Raw genomic sequence first — 17,416 nt, 5'->3', positions numbered from 1 at the left:
TGAGATAGCGACAGTGTGAGCACCAAATTACGCCACCGCCCCATCAGGCCTGCAACAGAGCCCGTGCTGCGGCACGAGCTTCTTCGGTAATGGTATCGCCCGCCACCATGCGGGCGATTTCGTCCACCCGATCCGATTCGGCCAGGGGGACAACCGTGGACAGGGTTTGCCCATTCGCGACCTGTTTCTGCACCCGCCAGTGATGCGCTGCCCGTGCGGCAACTTGCGGAGAGTGTGTGACAACCAGAACCTGCCCGCCCTGCGCCAATGACGCCAGCCTGCGCCCGACCGCGTCGGCGGTTGCCCCACCGACACCGCGATCAATCTCGTCAAAGATCATCGTCCGGGCGCTGTCGTCGCCAGACAGGCAGACCTTGAGCGCCAGCAGGAAGCGGCTGAGCTCACCCCCCGAAGCGATCTTGTTCAACGGCCCCGCCGGCGCACCGGGGTTGGTGGCCACGGTGAATGCCACCGCGTCGGTGCCCTCGGGGCCGGGTTCAGCCGGGGTGATTTCGGTCTGGAACACAGCACGTTCCATCTTGAGCGGGGCCAGTTCCGCCATGACGGCCGCGTCAAGCTGCCCGGCGGCGGCCTTGCGCGCGGCGCTTAGTTCGGTTGCGGCAGCATCATAGGCCTGTTGCGCCGCGTCCACGGCCGCACGTCTGTCGGCCAGGTCGGCATCTCCTGCCTCCAACCGGTTCAACCGGTCACGCAGTGTGTCGGCAAACGAACCCAGATCATCCGGGGCCACGTCATGCTTTCGGGCCTGCGCACGGATGGCAAACAGGCGTTCTTCGGCCTGTTCCAATTCTGCCGGATTGAAGTCCAGCGCCTGAAGGCAGGCATTCACACCGTCCTGCGCCTCGCCCAACTCGATCATTGCGCGCCCGAGCGCTGCAATCGGTTCTTCCAGCTGGCCGGCCGCGTTGTCCGAGACGCCTTCCAGCCAGCGGATGGCGTCGGACATGGCCCCTTCCGCCCCGTCCCCGGACAACAGGGCAAAAGCACGCGCAACATCGTCGCGAATCCGCTCGGCCCCTTGCATCATGCGGCGGCGGGAATCCAGTTCGGCATCCTCACCGGGTTGTGGATCAAGCTGGTCAAGCTCGGCGACCGCGTGGCGCAGGAATTCTTCCTCGCTGCGGACGGCAGCCAGAGCGGCCTCGGTCTCGGCCAGCATTCTTCGGGTACGGGACATCGCGGCCCAGGCCGTTCGCACGTTTGACAGCGGCTCCGAGACCTGGGCAAATTCGTCCAGCATCGCCCGATGACCACGTGGGTTCAACAAACCACGATCATCATGCTGACCATGCAGTTCGATCAGGGTCTCGGACAGCGCCCGCAGCACCTCACCCGAGCACCGGCGATCATTGACCCAGGCGGTCTTGCGCCCCTCGGCAGTATTTACCCGGCGCAGGATCAGTTCTTCGCCACCCGGCAGGCCAGCTTCGGCCAATACCGCATGTGCGGGATGATCGGCAGAAAGTTCGAACTCGGCGACGACCTCGCCCTGCGCGGCACCCTGCCGCACCAGTTCAGCCCGACCACGCCAGCCAAGCACAAAACCCAGTGAATCCAACAAAATCGATTTGCCCGCACCGGTTTCGCCGGTCAAGGCGTTCAGGCCCGGCTGAAAGCAGAGTTCCAGCCGGTCGATGATCAGCATGTCGCGGATATCTAGGGCGCGCAGCATAAGGTCTTCAGCGTCCCGGACCCGAGGCCATCGCGATTACAACCATTCACCTTTGATGGTCTGACGATAGACCGTGCTAAGCCAATTGTTGCCACGGCTCTTGAGATCAAGCCCGCGAGATGTCAACAGCTTGTACGCATCGTCATACCATTCCGTGGATTGGTAGTTGTAGCCAAGAATGGCGCCAGCAGTCTGCGCTTCGTCCAGCAGGCCAAGCGACAGATAGGCCTCGACCAGACGATACAACGCTTCGGCGGTATGGGAGGTGGTCTGAAAGTCTTCGACCACAACACGGAACCGGTTGATGGCTGCGATATAGTGATCCTGACGCAGGTAATAGCGCCCGATCTCCATTTCCTTGCCCGCCAGATGGTCGAAAGCCAGATCGAATTTCAGAACCGCAGATGTGGCGTATTCGCTGTCTGGATAAACCTCGATCACGGTCCGCAAAGATTGCAGCGCCTGGAAGGTCAGGCCCTGATCCCGCCCGACTTCGTCAATCTGGTCATAATAGCTGAGTGCCAGCAGATACTGCGCATAAGCCGCATCTTCATCCGTCGGATAGAAGTCGATATAGCGTTGAGCCGCCGCGCGGCTTTCTTCGTAATTCTGGTCCGAATGGAACGAAAACGCCTGCATGATCAGCGCACGCTTGGCCCAGTCGGAATACGGATACAGACGTTCGACTTCCGAAAAATACCACGCCGCATCGTCCGACCGATTCTGCGACAGTTCGTATTCACCACGGGTATATATCTGTTCCGGCGTAAACCCTTCCAGGTTCTGATCACGGTCAGCGCCCTTGCGACTAAATAGGCCGCCGCCGTTGCCGCATGCCGTCAAAACTGCTGCCAGAAGAATCGCACCCGCGAATCTGACTGCCGCTTTGCTGCCAACCATACCGCCCATCCTTGTCGTCTTGCTTAATGGGGTTTGCCCCGATTTGAGCCATGGTCTAGCACATAAAATTCCGGTGCAAAACGCCTTATGCGACTTCTGGCGCAAATGTCGTCAGAGTTGATCTGATCAGGCCACTTCGGGAATTTCGTGCACGACCAACCCCTGCCCCGGCAGGCGCGCGGCCTGTTCCGGCGTACACAGTACCGGGCGCACCGCACCCGGCGTTTCAAACAGATTGCGCAGCAATGTGTTGGTCAGCGAATGACCCGACTTGTTTCCGGTGAAGTGACCCAAAATCGGCCCACCAGCCAGATAGAGATCACCCAGCGCATCCAGCATCTTGTGGCGCACGGCCTCGTCCACGCGGCGGAAACCGCCCGGTGTCAGAACTTCGACGCCCTGAACGACCACGGCGTTTTCAAGCGTGCCACCCAAAGCCAACCCGTGTTCGCGCATCGCCTCGACATCTGTGCGACGGCAGAACGTGCGACAATCGCTGAGTTCGCGCGCGAACGAACCGTTGCGCATGTCCAGCGTCTTGCTCTGGCTGCCGATGGCACTGTCTTCGAAATCGATGTGGAAGTCGATGATCAGCCCGTCAGCGGGTGCAATGCTGGCGCTGGCACCTTCGCGTGATGCGGTGACAGTCTTCAATACCTCATAGGCCAATACCGGGCTGGCCTGACGGCGCACGCCCCTGGCCATGATGCCACGCACAAATTCAATCGAGGAGCCGTCCATGATCGGAACTTCGGGACCGTCGATCTCGATAAGCGCGTTGTGCACGCCACAACCAGCCAGAGCAGCCATGATATGTTCGACCGTGGAAACCGAAACACCCGCATCATTCACCAGTCGCGTACAAAGCGGGGTCCGTTCGACCACATGGTAGAGCGCCGGGATCATCGCATCGCCCAGTTGAATATCCGTCCGCTTGAACCAGATCCCGTGACCAGCTGCCGCCGGTTTCAGAACCATGGTCGCCGGCTTGCCACTGTGCAGTCCGACGCCTGTAAACGTGACCGGAGATTTGAGCGTATGTTGCAAAATGGGCCTCGGTGAGTGGTGTCCAGCCTGCTTGGACTGTGTTGGACACTCAGTTAAGGAAGCCCGCGTCAAGGCTCAACTCACTCTTTGCAACCGATTGAAACATGTATGTGACAGATCGGCAAAACCCTGCTTACATGCCTGCAAGATGCTGTTAATAAATGATTAAGGGCCGCCAAATGGCAGCCCCTTGAGTGGATTTTGTTACCGCGATCAGTTGGCTTGACGGCGCAGGAAGGCCGGAATTTCGATACGCTCCTGATCAGGATCAACCTCTTCCTGAATTGGCGCCGTAGCCTCGGACTGCCGCAAAACGGGTTGCTGCCGGGGCGATTGTGCCGGCGTATCAGACGCATGGCCAGTCATCCGATCGATCAGACGATTGAAGCCAAAACGCGAGCGCTCCTCGGGTTCCGACTGCGAAACCGGATCGGATTGTCGGGGCGCCGCTGGAGGCTGCGGCGCTGACGGAACCTTCTGAACAGCAGCCTGCAAACGCTGCAGTGCTTCGGGCGACGGGGTGCCGGCGGCATGTCCGCGCGGTGCCACAAATGCCTCGGGCGCTGGCTCAATATGCTCGGGTTGCGGCTCGAATTCGGCAACACGCGGCTGGTAGGCCGGCGGCGGCAGGCTGTCATCTTCACGCTCGTCGCGCGGCTGGAATTGCGGTTGCGCCGGTTCTTCAGCGGTTTCAAACAGCGAAGGCTCGCGGTTTTCTTCCCGCTGCGGGGCAGGCTCTGCCACCTCCGCAGCAACCGGTGCTTCTTCCTGAAAATGATCTTCGGCCGAAACCGTGCGGGTCAGTGGTTCTGACATCGAGCGGCGAGCCACAGGGACTTCCGTCGTTTTTTCGCTGGCGTCGATACCGGTTGCAACAACCGATACACGCATTCCGCCCTCCATGGCCGTATCCAGCGTCGAGCCAACGATGATATTGGCCTCTGGGTCCACTTCCTCGCGGATGCGGTTGGCGGCTTCGTCGAGCTCGAACAGGGTCAGGTCGTGTGAACCGGTGATGTTGATCAGCACGCCCTTGGCACCCTTGAGGCTGATTTCGTCCAGCAGCGGGTTTGCAATGGCCTTTTCCGCCGCCTGGACGGCGCGGTCTTCGCCGGTTGCTTCGCCGGTGCCCATCATTGCCTTGCCCATCTCGTCCATCACCGCTCTAACGTCCGCAAAGTCGAGATTGATCAGGCCAGGGCGCACCATCAGGTCGGTCACACCCTTGACGCCCTGATACAGAACGTCATCGGCCATCGAAAACGCCTCGGTGAAGGTGGTCTTTTCATTGGCCAGACGGAACAGGTTCTGGTTCGGGATGATGATCAGCGTGTCGACAACCTGCTGCAATGCCTCAACGCCGTCTTCGGCCTGACGCATCCGCTTGGCGCCTTCGAACTGGAAGGGTTTAGTGACAACACCGACGGTCAGAACACCCAGCTCACGAGCGGCCTGCGCAATGATCGGAGCAGCGCCCGTGCCGGTACCGCCGCCCATACCAGCGGTGATGAAGCACATATGCGCGCCGGCAAGGTGGTCAACGATCTGTTCGATGCTTTCTTCGGCGGCGGCAGCACCGACGGTCGGACGGGCCCCTGCCCCCAGACCTTCGGTGACTTTAACACCCAATTGCACACGTGCCGAGGACTGACTTTGTTGCAGCGCCTGCGCGTCGGTGTTGGCGACCACAAAATCAACGCCGTCCAACTGTTTCTCAATCATGTTATTGACAGCGTTCCCGCCTGCACCGCCAACGCCAAATACTGTAATCCGAGGCTTCAGTTCGTCGTGCCCGGGCATCGAAAGATTCAATGTCATGCTCTGTCCGCCTGTATTTATGTCCCGCCAAAGCGGTGTTTTTCTTACCTATCCTTGTCCGATTCTAGCGGCCTGATGCCAAAAGGTCACGTCAAAAATCGCGTTTTCCCACAAAATATGGAGGAAATAAGGCAGAAACCGGCGGCATTTCGCAGGACATGCCAGATATAGCGGAAACAACGGCGACCATCACAAGACAACCGACATGAACGCGAGGACTCATTCGTTCATCGCGCTCTGATCCAATGTCATTTACATTGCGGAAAACTGCTCAGGTCCTGCCGCGAGGCCTCTGCCGGGCCTTGTGGATATCTTGAGGGATAAATTGAATTGCTGCAACCGGTTTCTTTAGCTGAGCGGAGCACCTGGGCAGTTCAGGCCGCGCTCGGTCATGGAGCGCACTTCCTGTATTTCCCCCTCGGCGAAAGAGGCAAGTCGCACCATCAGCCGGCCTTCGTGCAAAAATGGCCACCAGCAGACCGGAATGCCGTCCGGGTCATTGTCGTATAGAAAGCATATCTGACCGTTAGGCGTTGTGATCTGCCCGTAGACACAGCCCTGCCCCTCTTCGCGCCAGACCGAGACACTTCGGTTCAGGAACTGTTCTGTTCCGACCAGACCGCCGCTGCGAATTTCGTAGAACGTGAGGGTTTTGCCGACAGCCGCATCCAGAAACGCCTCGGGCGTAAATATGGTCTGGGCCGAGACCGCGCCGGGCAGCAAGGCCGCGCCCAGTGCACACCCGCGCAGGTGCCTACCAATTGTCACGGAACCACCGCACGGCGCGCTTGAACGGGCGCGCGGCGTAGGTGTCGACCGGGATTTCAAAATCCCACCATTCGTCCTGAGGATGGGCCGCAAACAGGCTGAGGCCGACAGCGGACGAGAACCCGGGCCCGGTGGCTGACTGCGGCAGGCCATGCACGCGCAAGGGGCGGCCGAGGCGCACGCGCTGGCCCAGAATGCGGGTGGCAAGCCCGTCCAGCCCCATGATCTGGCTGCCACCGCCGGTCAGCACGATCTGCTGGCTTGGCATGTGTTCAAACCCGGCGGCGTCCAGCCGTACACGAACCTCTTCAAGAATTTCCTCGACACGCGGGCGCATGATACCGATCAGCTCGGCACGGCTGACGGTGCGGCGGTCGTGTTCCCAGTCACCGGTGTCACCACCGATATCAATCATATCCCTGTCGTCGGCCCCGGTGGCATGAACGCCACCATTGAATGTCTTTATCCGTTCCGCCACGGCGGCAGGCACACCCAGACCCATCGAGATATCGGCCGTCACGTGATCGCCGCCCATGCGCACGCAATCGGCATAAATCATGTGCTTCTTCATGAAGATCGATACGCTCGTGGTGCCGCCACCCATGTCGATACAGGCCGCGCCCAGTTCCTGCTCGTCTTCAACCAGCGCCGAGATGCCCGAGACATAGGCCGAGTTGGCAATACCTGCGAGTTCAAGATCGCAGCGCTTGATACAGCGCACGATGTTCTGGATCGCTGTCGAATCCACGGTCAGCATATGCATGTCGACTGCAAGGCTCTGGCCCATCTGCCCGCGCGGGTCGATCAGGCCCGAGCGGTTGTCGAGTGCGAAATTCACCGGTTGAGCGTGCAGCACTTCGCGCCCGTCGCCATAATCCGGCACGTCGCAGGCGTTCAGAACGCGACCCACTTCGGCCTCGGTCACGATCTGACCGTCCAGGTCGACTTGTGCATCCAACCCGTAAGAGCGCGGGTTCGCGCCCGAGAAACATGCGATCACATGGTCGACGCGGATATCGGCCATCTTCTGTGCGGCCTGAAGCGCGGTTCGGATGGCACGTTCGGTTTCCTGCATGGCGGTAACTTCGCCCAACTGGACACCCCGCGACCGGGTGGTCGCGGCGCCGATGACGCGAAAGCCCGTCTGACCCGCCATGGAGCCGATGGTGTTGTCCTCGCTCAGCCGACCAGTTCCGTCAAAGCGCAGCACTAGGCAGGCGATTTTCGAACTGCCCACATCCAGAATCGCAATCACACCGCGTTGCAAAGCCTGCCGCCGCATCTGACGCATGGCGCGTTGGGACTGATAAAGATCGGTCATCATGGTCGTTACTGCCCGTTACTCACTGTCACTTTTGTGTTCCACCAGTCGTCGCTGGCGGCTTTGGTCATTCGGATGGTTGGACGCTGCCCGAGGCGCATGTCGACCACGGCCACGTCACGTTCCAGAAGGTCCTGCACCTCGTTCACGGCAAGCACGCGTTCCAGCGCGCGCACCGGACGTTCGGTCGGCAGCATGATGCGCTGACCACGGTCCAGCACCAGATCCCAGCGCCGCTCTCCCACGCGCACCAAACCGCGCACGCGATTGCCCAGGCTGCGCGAGGTCTGAAGAAGCTCCAGCGCTTCACCCACATGATCGCTGGCGCCCGCCCCCGCGATCAGCGGCAGATCAGCGTGGTCCTTGCGAGAAGTGGCTTCCTTGACATGCGCGCCTGTCTCATCGAGAAGCTCGAGCCCGTCATGCGTTCGCCAGACAATTACTGGCTGACGCTCGACGACATTGACTTGCAGGATGCCTCCGGGGCGGATTCTGACGGTTGCGGATTTTACCGGATCCAGCCCGGTGATCGTGTCGCGGATCTGTTCCACATCCAGATCCCAGGAACTGATCGGGAAATCCAGCGGCACGATTTCGCGGATGTCCTCGGACAGGCCGGTTCCCGCCCCATCGATGGCCATCAGGTTGACCATGAATTCGGGGCGCTCCTGAATCGAAGTGCGCACATCGGCGATATAAGCGGCAAGTGCGTCGCGACGGTCCTGCGAGGCAAAGAAGATGCCGACAGTTGCAGCAATGGCGCAGATCGGCAGGCCGACCTTGACACCAAGGCGAATGCCAGGTGTCAGCATCCAGCGCTGGAGCCGGTAGCTGAGGCGCGACGGCGCCGGGTCGCTGCGACGGGCCGGGCGGGAAAACACCCGCGCGCCACGCAGACGCAGAAGCGGTTGACCATCGCGCTGTTCAGTGTCGGCCGATGCAAAATCCGCATCCGGGCCTGCAACGGGTTTGGTTCGATGGATTTCCAACGCGCGTCTGGCGGTCAGCGGTCGCATGAGGCGTCCTCCACCATCCAGGCGCAAAGCTGGCCGAATGTCATGTCCAGATGGGCGGCCTGTTCCGGGGCCAGAGATGTCGGCGTCATGCCGGGCTGGGTGTTGGTCTCAAGCAGGAACAGCCCATCGGCGCCCATGCTGTCATCCCAGCGGAAATCGGTGCGGCTGACGCCCCTGCACCCCAAGGCAACATGCGCGCGCAGGGCGTAATCCATGCAGCGATCAAAGATGTCCGGTGGCACATCGGCAGGCAGAACGTGCCATGATCCGCCCGGTTTGTACTTGGCATCATAGTCATACCAACCACCATCGGTCATGATCTCGGTCACGGTCAGGGCGCGGTCGCCCATCACCGTTACGGTCAGTTCACGCCCCGCAACATATTTCTCGACCATGATCTGATCGGGCATGTCTTCGGACAGCTGCGGCGGGCCATTGGCATTTTCGTGGACGATGTAAATCCCAACGCTGGAGCCTTCGTTGTTTGGCTTGGCCACATAGGGCGGCTCCATCACGTGGGCTTCGATCACCTCAAGCCTTGGAACGATCACACTTGGAACTACGGGCAGACCTTCGGCCTGATAGACGTCCTTGCTGCGTTGCTTGTCCATTGCCAGGGCCGAGGCCAACACGCCGGAATGCGTGTAAGGAATGCGCATCCATTCCAGCAGGCCCTGCACACAGCCATCTTCGCCCCAGCGGCCGTGCAGGGCATTGAAAACCACATCTGGCTTGATGTTCGCAAGGCGCGCGCAGAGGTCGGGACCTGCGTCCAGTTCGACCACTTCAAAGCCTTCTCCCACAAGGGCGGCTGCGCATTCGCGCCCAGAGCTGAGAGACACCTCGCGTTCCGCCGAGGGGCCACCCATCAATACCGCCACTTTGGGGTTTGTCCTGCTCGACATACCCAACGTGCGCCTCAATGTCCCCGGACCTTATATGGTGGTCCGTACTGCGTTTATGCCTTTGATCCGTCGCCTGAATTTGCCTGTTTTGGTCTGACGGTCCGGGCTTTATTCTTTCAGCGGATCTCCGACCCGCATGATTTCCCACTCTAGCGTGATGCCGCTTGTTTCGTAAACCTTTTTTCGCACCTCTTCGCCAAGGCCTTCGAGGTCGGCAGCGGTGGCCGAGCCGGTATTGATCAGGAAATTCGAGTGTTTCGGGCTCATCTGCGCGCCGCCAAGCGTCGCGCCGCGCATGCCCGCGTCATCGATCACCTTCCACGCCTTGAGATCATGCACATCATCCGCCTGCCCGGTCGAGGAAAACCCGGCCGGATTGCGAAAGGTCGACCCCGCGCTGCGATCCTTGGTGGGCTGGGTTTCGTCGCGTTTTTTCAACTGCGCCTCCATACGGGTATGGAGATCTTCGGGATTGCCTGAAGGAGCCTCGAACACAGCCGAAATCAGCACTGCACCTTCCGGCAGGTCCGTCTGGCGATAGCGAAAATTCAAGTCTTCGGGTGTTAGGTCCACAAGGTCCCCTTGCCGGGTGACAATGATGGCCTTACGCAACACATCCGCCGTGTAACTGCCATAACACCCTGCATTCATGCGCACCGCACCGCCGACGGATCCCGGAATGGTGCGCAGAAAGGTCAGGTCGACACCGGCGTCCGCCGCCTTGCGCGCCACATGCGCATCCAGCGCCGCAGCCCCTGCCGTAACCGTATTGCCGTCAACCGAGATCGTATTGAACCCGCGCCCCAACCGGACCACGACGGCCCGCAGACCCCCATCCCGAACAATCAGGTTCGAACCGACACCGATCGGAAAGATCGGGGTTTCTGCGGGCAGTTCCCGCAGGAACGCTTGCAGGTCTTCGATATCGGCAGGCTGGAACAGGTAATCGGCCGGACCGCCAACACGAAGCCACGTGAGGTCAGAGAGAGGACGCGCCCGAGACAGGCGACCTTTGGGAGCAGGAAGCGTTGTCATATGTCTGCGCGCACCGCCAGGCTGCGTCCGCCCACACCCCCCATGACCGTGGCGAACAGAAAGGGAAGTACGCCGGCGGTCAGCCAGACCAGAGGGCCGAAGGCCTGTTCTTCTTCACCAGTGCCAATTCCGGCCAGCACGACCATCAACGCCAAGCCGACGGCCGAGGCCAGACCGATCAGCCATAACAAGCCGCGCAGGCCCAGCCAGCGGCCCGCGGTGAAACCGGCGGCGGCACCAAGCAGAAAAGACAGAATTGGCAGATAGGCAAATGTAGCGACCGACGCCATGGCGGACCTCCTGAAACTGGCCGGTTATTCGTCAGCCGCCTTCATGCCCTGCATTTTCGTCTTTGTCCAACGGGTCAGATAAATGACGGGCCAGCGCAGCACGGACATCCCCATGGCCAGCACCAGCAAGCCGATCCACGGGCCGTTTTGATAGGTGACATACCCCAGAATCGGAATGCCCACGGCGATCAGGATATAGGCGCGCGTCCAGTGGTTGTCTTTGCTGGGGATCATTGCCAGCAGATTCGCGGAAACGCCCCACAGACCGGCAAGGGCGATGGACCAGTTCACTCCATAACCTCCCCTCGCACCCATTTCCGCCAATAGAACCGGATGGGGTTGCGGAACATCGAAACGAAACCGCCAAAGGCAAAAACGGACCAGAACCAACCGTGGTCATAACCCAGCCAGACGATCAGAACCGGAGCACAGATCAGCAGGGTCACACCCGGCGGGAACTGCAGGCGCATCGGTAAGAACGCCACGATCGTGGCACAGATCACCCAGAGGGCGGCAAGGATCATCGAATAGTCCACTTGTCCCCTCCGAGGATATGCGACAGTTGCGGGCAGGTTACCACACTTTCAGGTTGTGCGCCAAACAGAAGGGACGTCAAACAGCTTGTTTTCGTTGCAATCTCTCGGGCAGAGCATTGGCCCAGGCGCTGATCGTGCCGGCCCCGAGACAGACCACCATATCGCCAGGACGGGCCTGTTCCAGCACAAGTCGTTCAAGATCGTTTTCGTCCAGCAGCGCGCGGGCGTGACGGTGACCGTGACGGATCAGGCCCTGTACCAGATCATCACGCGATGCGCCTTCGATCGGGTCTTCGCCGGCGGCAAAAATGTCGGCAATGGCCACGACATCGGCGTCGTTGAAACAGGTGCAGAAATCGTCGAACAGGTTGGACAGGCGCGAATAGCGATGCGGTTGGTGCACAGCGATCACGCGGCCTTCGGTCGCCTGACGCGCGGCTTTCAGAACAGCCGCAATTTCGACCGGGTGGTGGCCGTAGTCGTCGATGATGGTGACGCCGTCGACTTCTCCGACCTTGGTGAAGCGGCGGTTGACGCCACCAAAATTGGCCAGCGCTTCGCGGATTTCCGAGGCTTTCATGCCCAGATGGCGGGCAACGGCCACGGCGGACAGCGCGTTCGAGACATTATGGTCTCCGGGCATCGGCAGGGTGCAGCCTTCGATCACCTTGTCTTCGTATTGCAGATGGATATCAAAATGCGCAACGCCGACTTTGTAGGTCAGGTTCTCGGCCCGCACGTCGGCCTGCGCGTTGAAGCCATAAGTGCGCACGCGACGGTCGGTGATACGCCCGACAAGCGCCTGCACCTCGGCGTGATCCGTGCAACAGACGGCCAGACCGTAGAAAGGCAGGTTCGATACGAATTCATGGAAGCCGTCGCGCAATTTGTCGAAATCGCCCCAATGCTCCATATGCTCGGGGTCGATATTGGTGACGATGGCGATGGTCGCGGGCAGGCGGTTGAACGAGCCGTCGGATTCATCCGCTTCGACGACCATCCATTCGCCCTGTCCCATACGGGCATTCGAGCCATAGGCATGGATGATGCCGCCATTGATCACAGTCGGGTCGAAATCCCCCGCCACCATCAGTTCTGCCATCATGGTGGTCGTGGTCGTCTTGCCATGAGTCCCCGCGATGGCAATATTCGAGCGCAAGCGCATCAGTTCGGCCAACATGTCAGCCCTGCGGACAACAGGCAGGCCCTGCGCCCGGGCTTCGTCCAGTTCCGGATTGCCCGGTTTGATCGCGGTCGAAACAACTACAACCGCAGCATTTTCAAGGTTCTCAGCACGTTGACCGACAAAGATCTCGGCCCCCAAACTTGCCAGCCGGTCGGTGATCTTCGATGCCTTGAGGTCCGAGCCCTGCACCCGGTAACCCAGATTGAGCAGCACCTCGGCGATACCTGACATCCCGATCCCGCCGATCCCCACAAAGTGAATCGGCCCCACGTCCTGCGGAAGTTTGGTTGCTGGGTTCATGTGGTCTCCTTCTGCGCCAATTGCTCGACGAGGGCAGCCAGACGCTCGGTGGCGTCAGGTGCCCCGACAGACAAGGCGGCGTGGGCCATTTTCTGTGCGGCTTCAGGGTTCGTGAGAACCGTGGTGATTTGCTGTGTCAACGCAGGAACGTCAAGTGCCTTTTCCGGGATCATGATGGCCCCGCCCGCCTGTACCAACCCACGTGCGTTGGCAGTCTGATGATCTCCGGCGGCTGCGGCAAAGGGGATCAGGATCGACGGGCGCCCGATGACCGAGATATCGGCAACGCTGGACGCGCCTGAACGTGAGATCACCAGCTGGGCATCCGACATGCGACGGGGGACATCACCGAAGAAGGGCTGCACATCGGCGCGAATGCCGTGGTCGTTGTAAAAGGCTGTGACGCGCTCGCCGTCCTCGTCCCGCGCCTGATGCGAGACGCGGATGTGATTGCGGATGTCTTCGGGCAGTTCGGCGATGGCTCCGGGCACAACATCGCTGAGGATGCGGGCGCCTTGCGACCCGCCCATGACAAGGACCGACATCGGGTAATCACCGGGCGGAATGTAACCGGCTGCGGCGCGGTCCAGAACGGCAGCCCGGACCGGGTTGCCAGTGTGGATGCCACGTGCGCCTTCGGGCAGGCCCGTGGGCCAGACACCGCAGGCCACCTGCGCGACGCGGGTGGCGAACAACTGGTTCACACGCCCCAACACTCCGTTCTGTTCGTGGATCATGCGGGGGATTTTAAGCATGGTCGCTGCGCTCAGCGCCGGGATCGAAGGATACCCGCCAAAGCCCACAACAACATCGGGCTTGTCCCGCATCATCTGGAACACCGTGCTGGCGATGCCGCCCGCGATCTTGGGACCGGCCATAGCCTTGGCCACCAGGCCGCCACGCGCGAAAGTGGCTGAGGACGCCTCGACAATCTCGGTCGAATGCGGGAAACCTCCGGTATAGCGGGCGCCGCGCGGGTCGGTAGACAGGCGCACTCGCCAGCCCTTGTTCAGCATCGCCTCGGCCAGCGCCTGAGCGGGGAACATGTGCCCCCCGGTCCCACCAGCCGCAATCAACAGATATGGAGTCCCCATTATCCTCGTCCGCGTAGAATATCGCCAAGTTCGCCCTGTGGGCGGTTTCGGGTAAAGGCCAGCAGCATGCCGACCGCAATACCGCCTGCAATCAGCGATGAGCCGCCATAGCTGACAAAAGGCAGCGTCATACCCTTCGCGGGCAGCAGACGTACCGCAACACCCATGTTGATCATCGCCTGCACGCCGAACATGCACGCCAGACCGGTGCCCGCCAGACGGATGAACATGTCGCGTTCCCGCATCAGGCGAAGCAGCGAGCGTACCACGATCAACGAATAGAGCGCGATGATGATGAGCACCAGGATCAGGCCGTATTCCTCGGCCGCGACGGCAATGATGAAATCGGTATGCGCGTCCGGCAGAGACCATTTCACCTGCCCCTCACCCACCCCGACACCGAACAAACCACCTTCACGAATGGCGTTGGTGGCATAGCCCAACTGCGTGGTCGGATCGACCTCTTGATTCAGGAAGCCATCGATACGACGGGCAAAATGTTCAGAATTGGAATAGGCAAACATACCACCCAGGACAACAAACCCGGCCATTCCGACCAGCAGCAGCATCGGCGCCCCGGCGACAAAGTACATCACCCCCCAGCCGAACAGGATCAGGCAGGCCTGGCCGAAATCAGGCTGCATCACCAGCATGCCGACTATCGCCATGCAAAGGGCAAACGACCAGATCCGCCCCGGTGGGCCGTTTATCTCTTGTGAGGCAGCCAGCAGCCATGCAGCGACGACGATGAAGCCGGGTTTAAGAAACTCGGACGGCTGAAGCGAGGCAAACCCCAGCGAGTACCAGCGCACCGCGCCCTTGCCAAAATCAGTTCCGAACACGGGTAGGAAAACCAGCGCCACGAATGCCCCCAGGAAGCCCAGCACTGCCAGCCGCCGCACCAGCGTCGGCGACATCATCGAGGTCAGCAGCATCGCAATCAGCGCCATTCCGCCGAAGATGGCCTGACGTTCGACATAATGGAACGGATCGAACCCGTTTCGCCCGGCCAGCGGTGGCGAAGACGCCAGCCCCAGCAACAGACCGATGGCAAACAGGATCAGAACGCAGGACATCGTCCAGCGATCGATTGTACGCCACCATTTCGGTAGAATCGGTTCGCCGCGCTGGTCCTGGACCGCGCCATACACCATCTCAGTCATGAGATACCGCCACTCTCTGCCTCGTCAACGCCCCGTTTTCGGGGTCTGCTTGAGACATTACAGGGATTTTTGTTTTTGGGCTAGCAGAATGAAGCAATAAGGCAGAAATCAACCTGCCTTGCCCAAGGTGTCCCCCTTCTGCATCTGGCTGACCTAGGAAATTGCAGTGTTAGCCGCGCCACTTGGTGGAGCGGCGTGTGATTAAACCTACAAGGCGTTGCTCATTGCGCTAACCTTTGATCGGATATCGGTCGGGCTCTTCAAACACATCGATGACACGAGACCCCGCCTTGATGATCCCTCCGTGCTCCACACCGCTTGGAATCGAGTAGCTGTCGCCGGGGCGGTACGTGCGGGTCTGGCCACCGATAGTGAGTTCAATTTCCCCCTCGACCACTGTCCCCCATTGGGCACCATGCGAATGCAGGGGAAGCTCCATGTCCTTGAGGAAAGTGAAGAAAGCGACCAGCCCTGCATCTGATCGAATGACGGCCGTTTGCACCACGTCTTCAGGAAAAGGCACATCCAGTTTTGGAAATGACGAAATAAATTCGGGAAACTGCATTGGAAATTCCTTTTGCCAGCTTGTTTTGTCAAAGCCTCTTTGCGTTAAAGCCGCAGCATGACAGCACGCTGAACATCTGGCAATCGCCATGTCGGTCGACCTCAAATCTGGGAATGCGCGGGTAGTGCGTCTCATGCACTACTTCGGCATGAGGCCTTGCCATCCCGATTAATCCACGCCATGCGCAGCACATGACCTACGATACGATCATCCTTGGAGCCGGGGCTGCCGGCATGATGTGTGCGGCCCATTGCGGTGGGCGCGTGCTGGTGATTGATCACGCCAAGGCACCCGGCGAGAAAATCCGCATCTCGGGCGGTGGACGCTGCAATTTCACCAACATGTATGCCGGGCCGGGCAATTTTCTGTCGCAGAACCCGCATTTCTGCAAATCCGCCCTTGCACGGTACACGCAGTGGGATTTCATCGATCTGGTCGGACGTCACAACATTTCCTGGCATGAAAAAACCCTGGGCCAGCTGTTCTGCGATGGCTCTTCGAAACAGATCATCCGGATGTTTCTGGATGAATTGAGCGGTGCAGGAACAGAGCTGTGGGTTCAAACCTCTCTGCGTGATCTGCGCAAGACCGAAAGCGGCTTTGCACTGGAGGTTGAACGTGAAGGACAGCGGCAGCACCTGACCTGCACCAATCTGGTGCTGGCAACGGGCGGAAAATCGATCCCCAAGATGGGCGCGACCGGGCTGGCCTATGACATTGCCGGGCAATTCGGTCTGCGTATGACCGAAACACGCGCTGCATTGGTGCCATTTACCTTCTCGGATGGGCGGTTCAGGGACCTGTCCGGCGTTTCCCTGCCAGTGCGACTGTCGAATGATCGAATCAGCTTTGACGAGGCGCTGCTGTTCACCCATCGCGGCCTCAGCGGACCGTCAGTTTTGCAATTGTCGTCATACTGGCGCGAAGGTGAGGCCATCCGGGTGAACCTGATCCCCGATCTGCCCCTGCTTGATCTGTTGCGCGCACAGCGGCAAAGCGCAGGTCGCAAGGCGCTGACCACTGAATTGGCGCGGCATCTGCCGGCCCGGCTGGTCGACTACCTGTGCCGGATCATTCCGATGTCCGGGAAGCTGGCGGATCAGTCAGACACGAAACTGGCCGAGCTGACCTCGGCCCTGTCTGCGTGGCAACTGGTGCCGTCGGGAACCGAAGGGTATCGCACCGCCGAAGTCACCTTGGGCGGGATCGACACGGATGACTTGTCCTCGAAAACGATGGAGGCCAAGGATGTCCCCGGCCTCTATGCGATTGGTGAAGCGGTGGATGTCACCGGGTGGTTGGGCGGCTACAATTTCCAGTGGGCATGGTCATCAGGCCATGCCGCAGGTATTGCAATTGCCGCCGGGCATTAGCCTACGACGTTATACCCGCGCCCACGCATGCAGTTGCGCACCACGACTTCTTTGTTCTGGTTTTTATTGATGACATCTGCGCCAGCGCCAACCAGGGCACCTGCCACAGCCGCGCGACCAAGATTGTCGCTGCTGTCCTGAACGATCCCAGTAACGGCCGCGGCACCCACTGCGCCAATTGCTGCGTTCCCTGCGGTAGAGCCATCAACGCTGCCCTGCGATGCCGCCAGTTGTTGGCATTGCTGCAGATCCACGTTGTAGTTCGGACCGACCGGGCCGTCCACGATAGGCTGATAGTTGGCACCCGTATTGGTGCAGGCTCCCGCAACAAGAATGGCAGGCAGGATCAGAGAAAGTCTACGAAATGGCATAGTCATAACCTCGTGTTGAGTCTGCAGGCAAGCAA

General features: G+C 60.2%; 18 protein-coding genes. 1 reads left to right on the top strand and 17 read right to left on the bottom strand.

Annotated elements, in window-relative coordinates; all coding sequences use genetic code 11:
* Nucleotides 1-43: 43 nt before the first annotated feature.
* The 16 genes from recN to AC2FLP_RS00810 all read right to left on the bottom strand — a co-directional run bounded on the left by recN (nt 44) and on the right by AC2FLP_RS00810 (nt 15,637).
* A complete protein-coding gene (gene recN, locus AC2FLP_RS00885) occupies nt 44-1,693 on the bottom strand; it encodes a DNA repair protein RecN (protein ID WP_496681351.1) in 1,650 nt (549 codons plus the stop codon).
* A gap of 36 nt (nt 1,694-1,729) precedes the next feature.
* Complete coding sequence (locus tag AC2FLP_RS00880; RefSeq protein WP_117872623.1) at nt 1,730-2,593, bottom strand: outer membrane protein assembly factor BamD; 864 nt, start codon at nt 2,591-2,593, stop codon at nt 1,730-1,732.
* A 126-nt stretch (nt 2,594-2,719) separates the two neighbouring features.
* A complete protein-coding gene (gene lpxC, locus AC2FLP_RS00875) occupies nt 2,720-3,640 on the bottom strand; it encodes a UDP-3-O-acyl-N-acetylglucosamine deacetylase (RefSeq protein ID WP_496681353.1) in 921 nt (306 codons plus the stop codon).
* A 213-nt stretch (nt 3,641-3,853) separates the two neighbouring features.
* Entirely contained in the window at nt 3,854-5,458 is a 1,605-nt protein-coding gene (ftsZ, locus tag AC2FLP_RS00870) for a cell division protein FtsZ (protein ID WP_496681356.1), read from the bottom strand.
* Nucleotides 5,459-5,806: 348 nt separating this feature from the next.
* On the bottom strand, nt 5,807-6,226 hold the full coding sequence (locus AC2FLP_RS00865; protein WP_496681359.1) for a hypothetical protein: 420 nt from the start codon (nt 6,224-6,226) through the stop codon (nt 5,807-5,809).
* Nucleotides 6,213-7,547 carry a cell division protein FtsA gene (ftsA, locus tag AC2FLP_RS00860; protein WP_496681629.1) on the bottom strand — a complete coding sequence of 445 codons (1,335 nt, stop codon included), beginning with the start codon at nt 7,545-7,547 and terminating at the stop codon, nt 6,213-6,215. The genes AC2FLP_RS00865 and ftsA overlap by 14 nt, the downstream gene beginning before the upstream one ends.
* Nucleotides 7,548-7,555: 8 nt before the next feature.
* Nucleotides 7,556-8,563, bottom strand: coding sequence for a cell division protein FtsQ/DivIB (locus tag AC2FLP_RS00855; protein ID WP_496681362.1), 1,008 nt, complete (start codon nt 8,561-8,563; stop codon nt 7,556-7,558).
* Entirely contained in the window at nt 8,551-9,474 is a 924-nt protein-coding gene (locus tag AC2FLP_RS00850) for a D-alanine--D-alanine ligase (RefSeq protein WP_299895723.1), read from the bottom strand. Before AC2FLP_RS00850 ends, AC2FLP_RS00855 begins: the two co-directional genes overlap by 13 nt.
* Nucleotides 9,475-9,576: 102 nt before the next feature.
* Nucleotides 9,577-10,503: a UDP-N-acetylmuramate dehydrogenase gene (gene murB / locus AC2FLP_RS00845; RefSeq protein ID WP_496681364.1), complete on the bottom strand. Its 927-nt coding sequence runs from the start codon at nt 10,501-10,503 to the stop codon at nt 9,577-9,579.
* Nucleotides 10,500-10,793, bottom strand: a complete 294-nt coding sequence (locus tag AC2FLP_RS00840) for a hypothetical protein (protein ID WP_299894749.1) — start codon at nt 10,791-10,793, stop codon at nt 10,500-10,502. Before AC2FLP_RS00840 ends, murB begins: the two co-directional genes overlap by 4 nt.
* Nucleotides 10,794-10,817: 24 nt before the next feature.
* On the bottom strand, nt 10,818-11,084 hold the full coding sequence (locus AC2FLP_RS00835; protein ID WP_117868335.1) for a DUF2484 family protein: 267 nt from the start codon (nt 11,082-11,084) through the stop codon (nt 10,818-10,820).
* The gene (locus AC2FLP_RS00830) at nt 11,081-11,329 is read right to left on the bottom strand and encodes a DUF2484 family protein (protein ID WP_205511894.1); all 249 of its coding nucleotides are present in this window, start codon (nt 11,327-11,329) and stop codon (nt 11,081-11,083) included. Before AC2FLP_RS00830 ends, AC2FLP_RS00835 begins: the two co-directional genes overlap by 4 nt.
* 76 nt (nt 11,330-11,405) lie before the next feature.
* Nucleotides 11,406-12,815 (bottom strand): UDP-N-acetylmuramate--L-alanine ligase, encoded by a 1,410-nt coding sequence (gene murC, locus AC2FLP_RS00825; protein WP_299894756.1) that lies wholly within the window; start codon nt 12,813-12,815, stop codon nt 11,406-11,408.
* Entirely contained in the window at nt 12,812-13,909 is a 1,098-nt protein-coding gene (locus AC2FLP_RS00820) for a UDP-N-acetylglucosamine--N-acetylmuramyl-(pentapeptide) pyrophosphoryl-undecaprenol N-acetylglucosamine transferase (RefSeq protein ID WP_496681368.1), read from the bottom strand. Before AC2FLP_RS00820 ends, murC begins: the two co-directional genes overlap by 4 nt.
* Nucleotides 13,909-15,072, bottom strand: a complete 1,164-nt coding sequence (gene ftsW / locus AC2FLP_RS00815) for a putative lipid II flippase FtsW (RefSeq protein ID WP_299894763.1) — start codon at nt 15,070-15,072, stop codon at nt 13,909-13,911. The genes AC2FLP_RS00820 and ftsW overlap by 1 nt, the downstream gene beginning before the upstream one ends.
* A 229-nt stretch (nt 15,073-15,301) precedes the next feature.
* A complete protein-coding gene (locus AC2FLP_RS00810) occupies nt 15,302-15,637 on the bottom strand; it encodes a cupin domain-containing protein (RefSeq protein ID WP_117872617.1) in 336 nt (111 codons plus the stop codon).
* Nucleotides 15,638-15,828: 191 nt separating this feature from the next.
* Between AC2FLP_RS00810 and AC2FLP_RS00805 the strand changes: the two genes are divergently transcribed.
* Entirely contained in the window at nt 15,829-17,010 is a 1,182-nt protein-coding gene (locus AC2FLP_RS00805) for a BaiN/RdsA family NAD(P)/FAD-dependent oxidoreductase (protein ID WP_496681372.1), read from the top strand.
* On the opposite strand, the gene AC2FLP_RS00800 is transcribed toward AC2FLP_RS00805, so the two are convergent.
* Nucleotides 17,007-17,381, bottom strand: a complete 375-nt coding sequence (locus AC2FLP_RS00800; RefSeq protein WP_254683773.1) for a glycine zipper family protein — start codon at nt 17,379-17,381, stop codon at nt 17,007-17,009. The two genes, AC2FLP_RS00805 and AC2FLP_RS00800, sit on opposite strands and share 4 nt — an antisense overlap.
* Nucleotides 17,382-17,416: the final 35 nt, after the last annotated feature.

It is taken from the genome of Ruegeria sp. CDSA141 (genome assembly GCF_059612005.1).
This window is presented reverse-complemented; position numbering and strand designations above follow the sequence as displayed.

What these genes read in the sequence shown, in the direction of transcription:
- AC2FLP_RS00855 (WP_496681362.1), bottom strand. Translation starts at nt 8,563, where the DNA reads ATGCGACCGCTGACCGCCAGACGCGCGTTGGAAATCCATCGAACCAAA.
- AC2FLP_RS00805 (WP_496681372.1), top strand. Translation starts at nt 15,829, where the DNA reads ATGACCTACGATACGATCATCCTTGGAGCCGGGGCTGCCGGCATGATG.
- ftsZ (WP_496681356.1), bottom strand. Translation starts at nt 5,458, where the DNA reads ATGACATTGAATCTTTCGATGCCCGGGCACGACGAACTGAAGCCTCGG.
- AC2FLP_RS00800 (WP_254683773.1), bottom strand. Translation starts at nt 17,381, where the DNA reads ATGCCATTTCGTAGACTTTCTCTGATCCTGCCTGCCATTCTTGTTGCG.
- AC2FLP_RS00880 (WP_117872623.1), bottom strand. Translation starts at nt 2,593, where the DNA reads ATGGTTGGCAGCAAAGCGGCAGTCAGATTCGCGGGTGCGATTCTTCTG.
- AC2FLP_RS00820 (WP_496681368.1), bottom strand. Translation starts at nt 13,909, where the DNA reads ATGGGGACTCCATATCTGTTGATTGCGGCTGGTGGGACCGGGGGGCAC.
- recN (WP_496681351.1), bottom strand. Translation starts at nt 1,693, where the DNA reads ATGCTGCGCGCCCTAGATATCCGCGACATGCTGATCATCGACCGGCTG.
- AC2FLP_RS00810 (WP_117872617.1), bottom strand. Translation starts at nt 15,637, where the DNA reads ATGCAGTTTCCCGAATTTATTTCGTCATTTCCAAAACTGGATGTGCCT.
- AC2FLP_RS00840 (WP_299894749.1), bottom strand. Translation starts at nt 10,793, where the DNA reads ATGGCGTCGGTCGCTACATTTGCCTATCTGCCAATTCTGTCTTTTCTG.
- ftsW (WP_299894763.1), bottom strand. Translation starts at nt 15,072, where the DNA reads ATGACTGAGATGGTGTATGGCGCGGTCCAGGACCAGCGCGGCGAACCG.
- ftsA (WP_496681629.1), bottom strand. Translation starts at nt 7,547, where the DNA reads ATGACCGATCTTTATCAGTCCCAACGCGCCATGCGTCAGATGCGGCGG.
- murB (WP_496681364.1), bottom strand. Translation starts at nt 10,503, where the DNA reads ATGACAACGCTTCCTGCTCCCAAAGGTCGCCTGTCTCGGGCGCGTCCT.
- murC (WP_299894756.1), bottom strand. Translation starts at nt 12,815, where the DNA reads ATGAACCCAGCAACCAAACTTCCGCAGGACGTGGGGCCGATTCACTTT.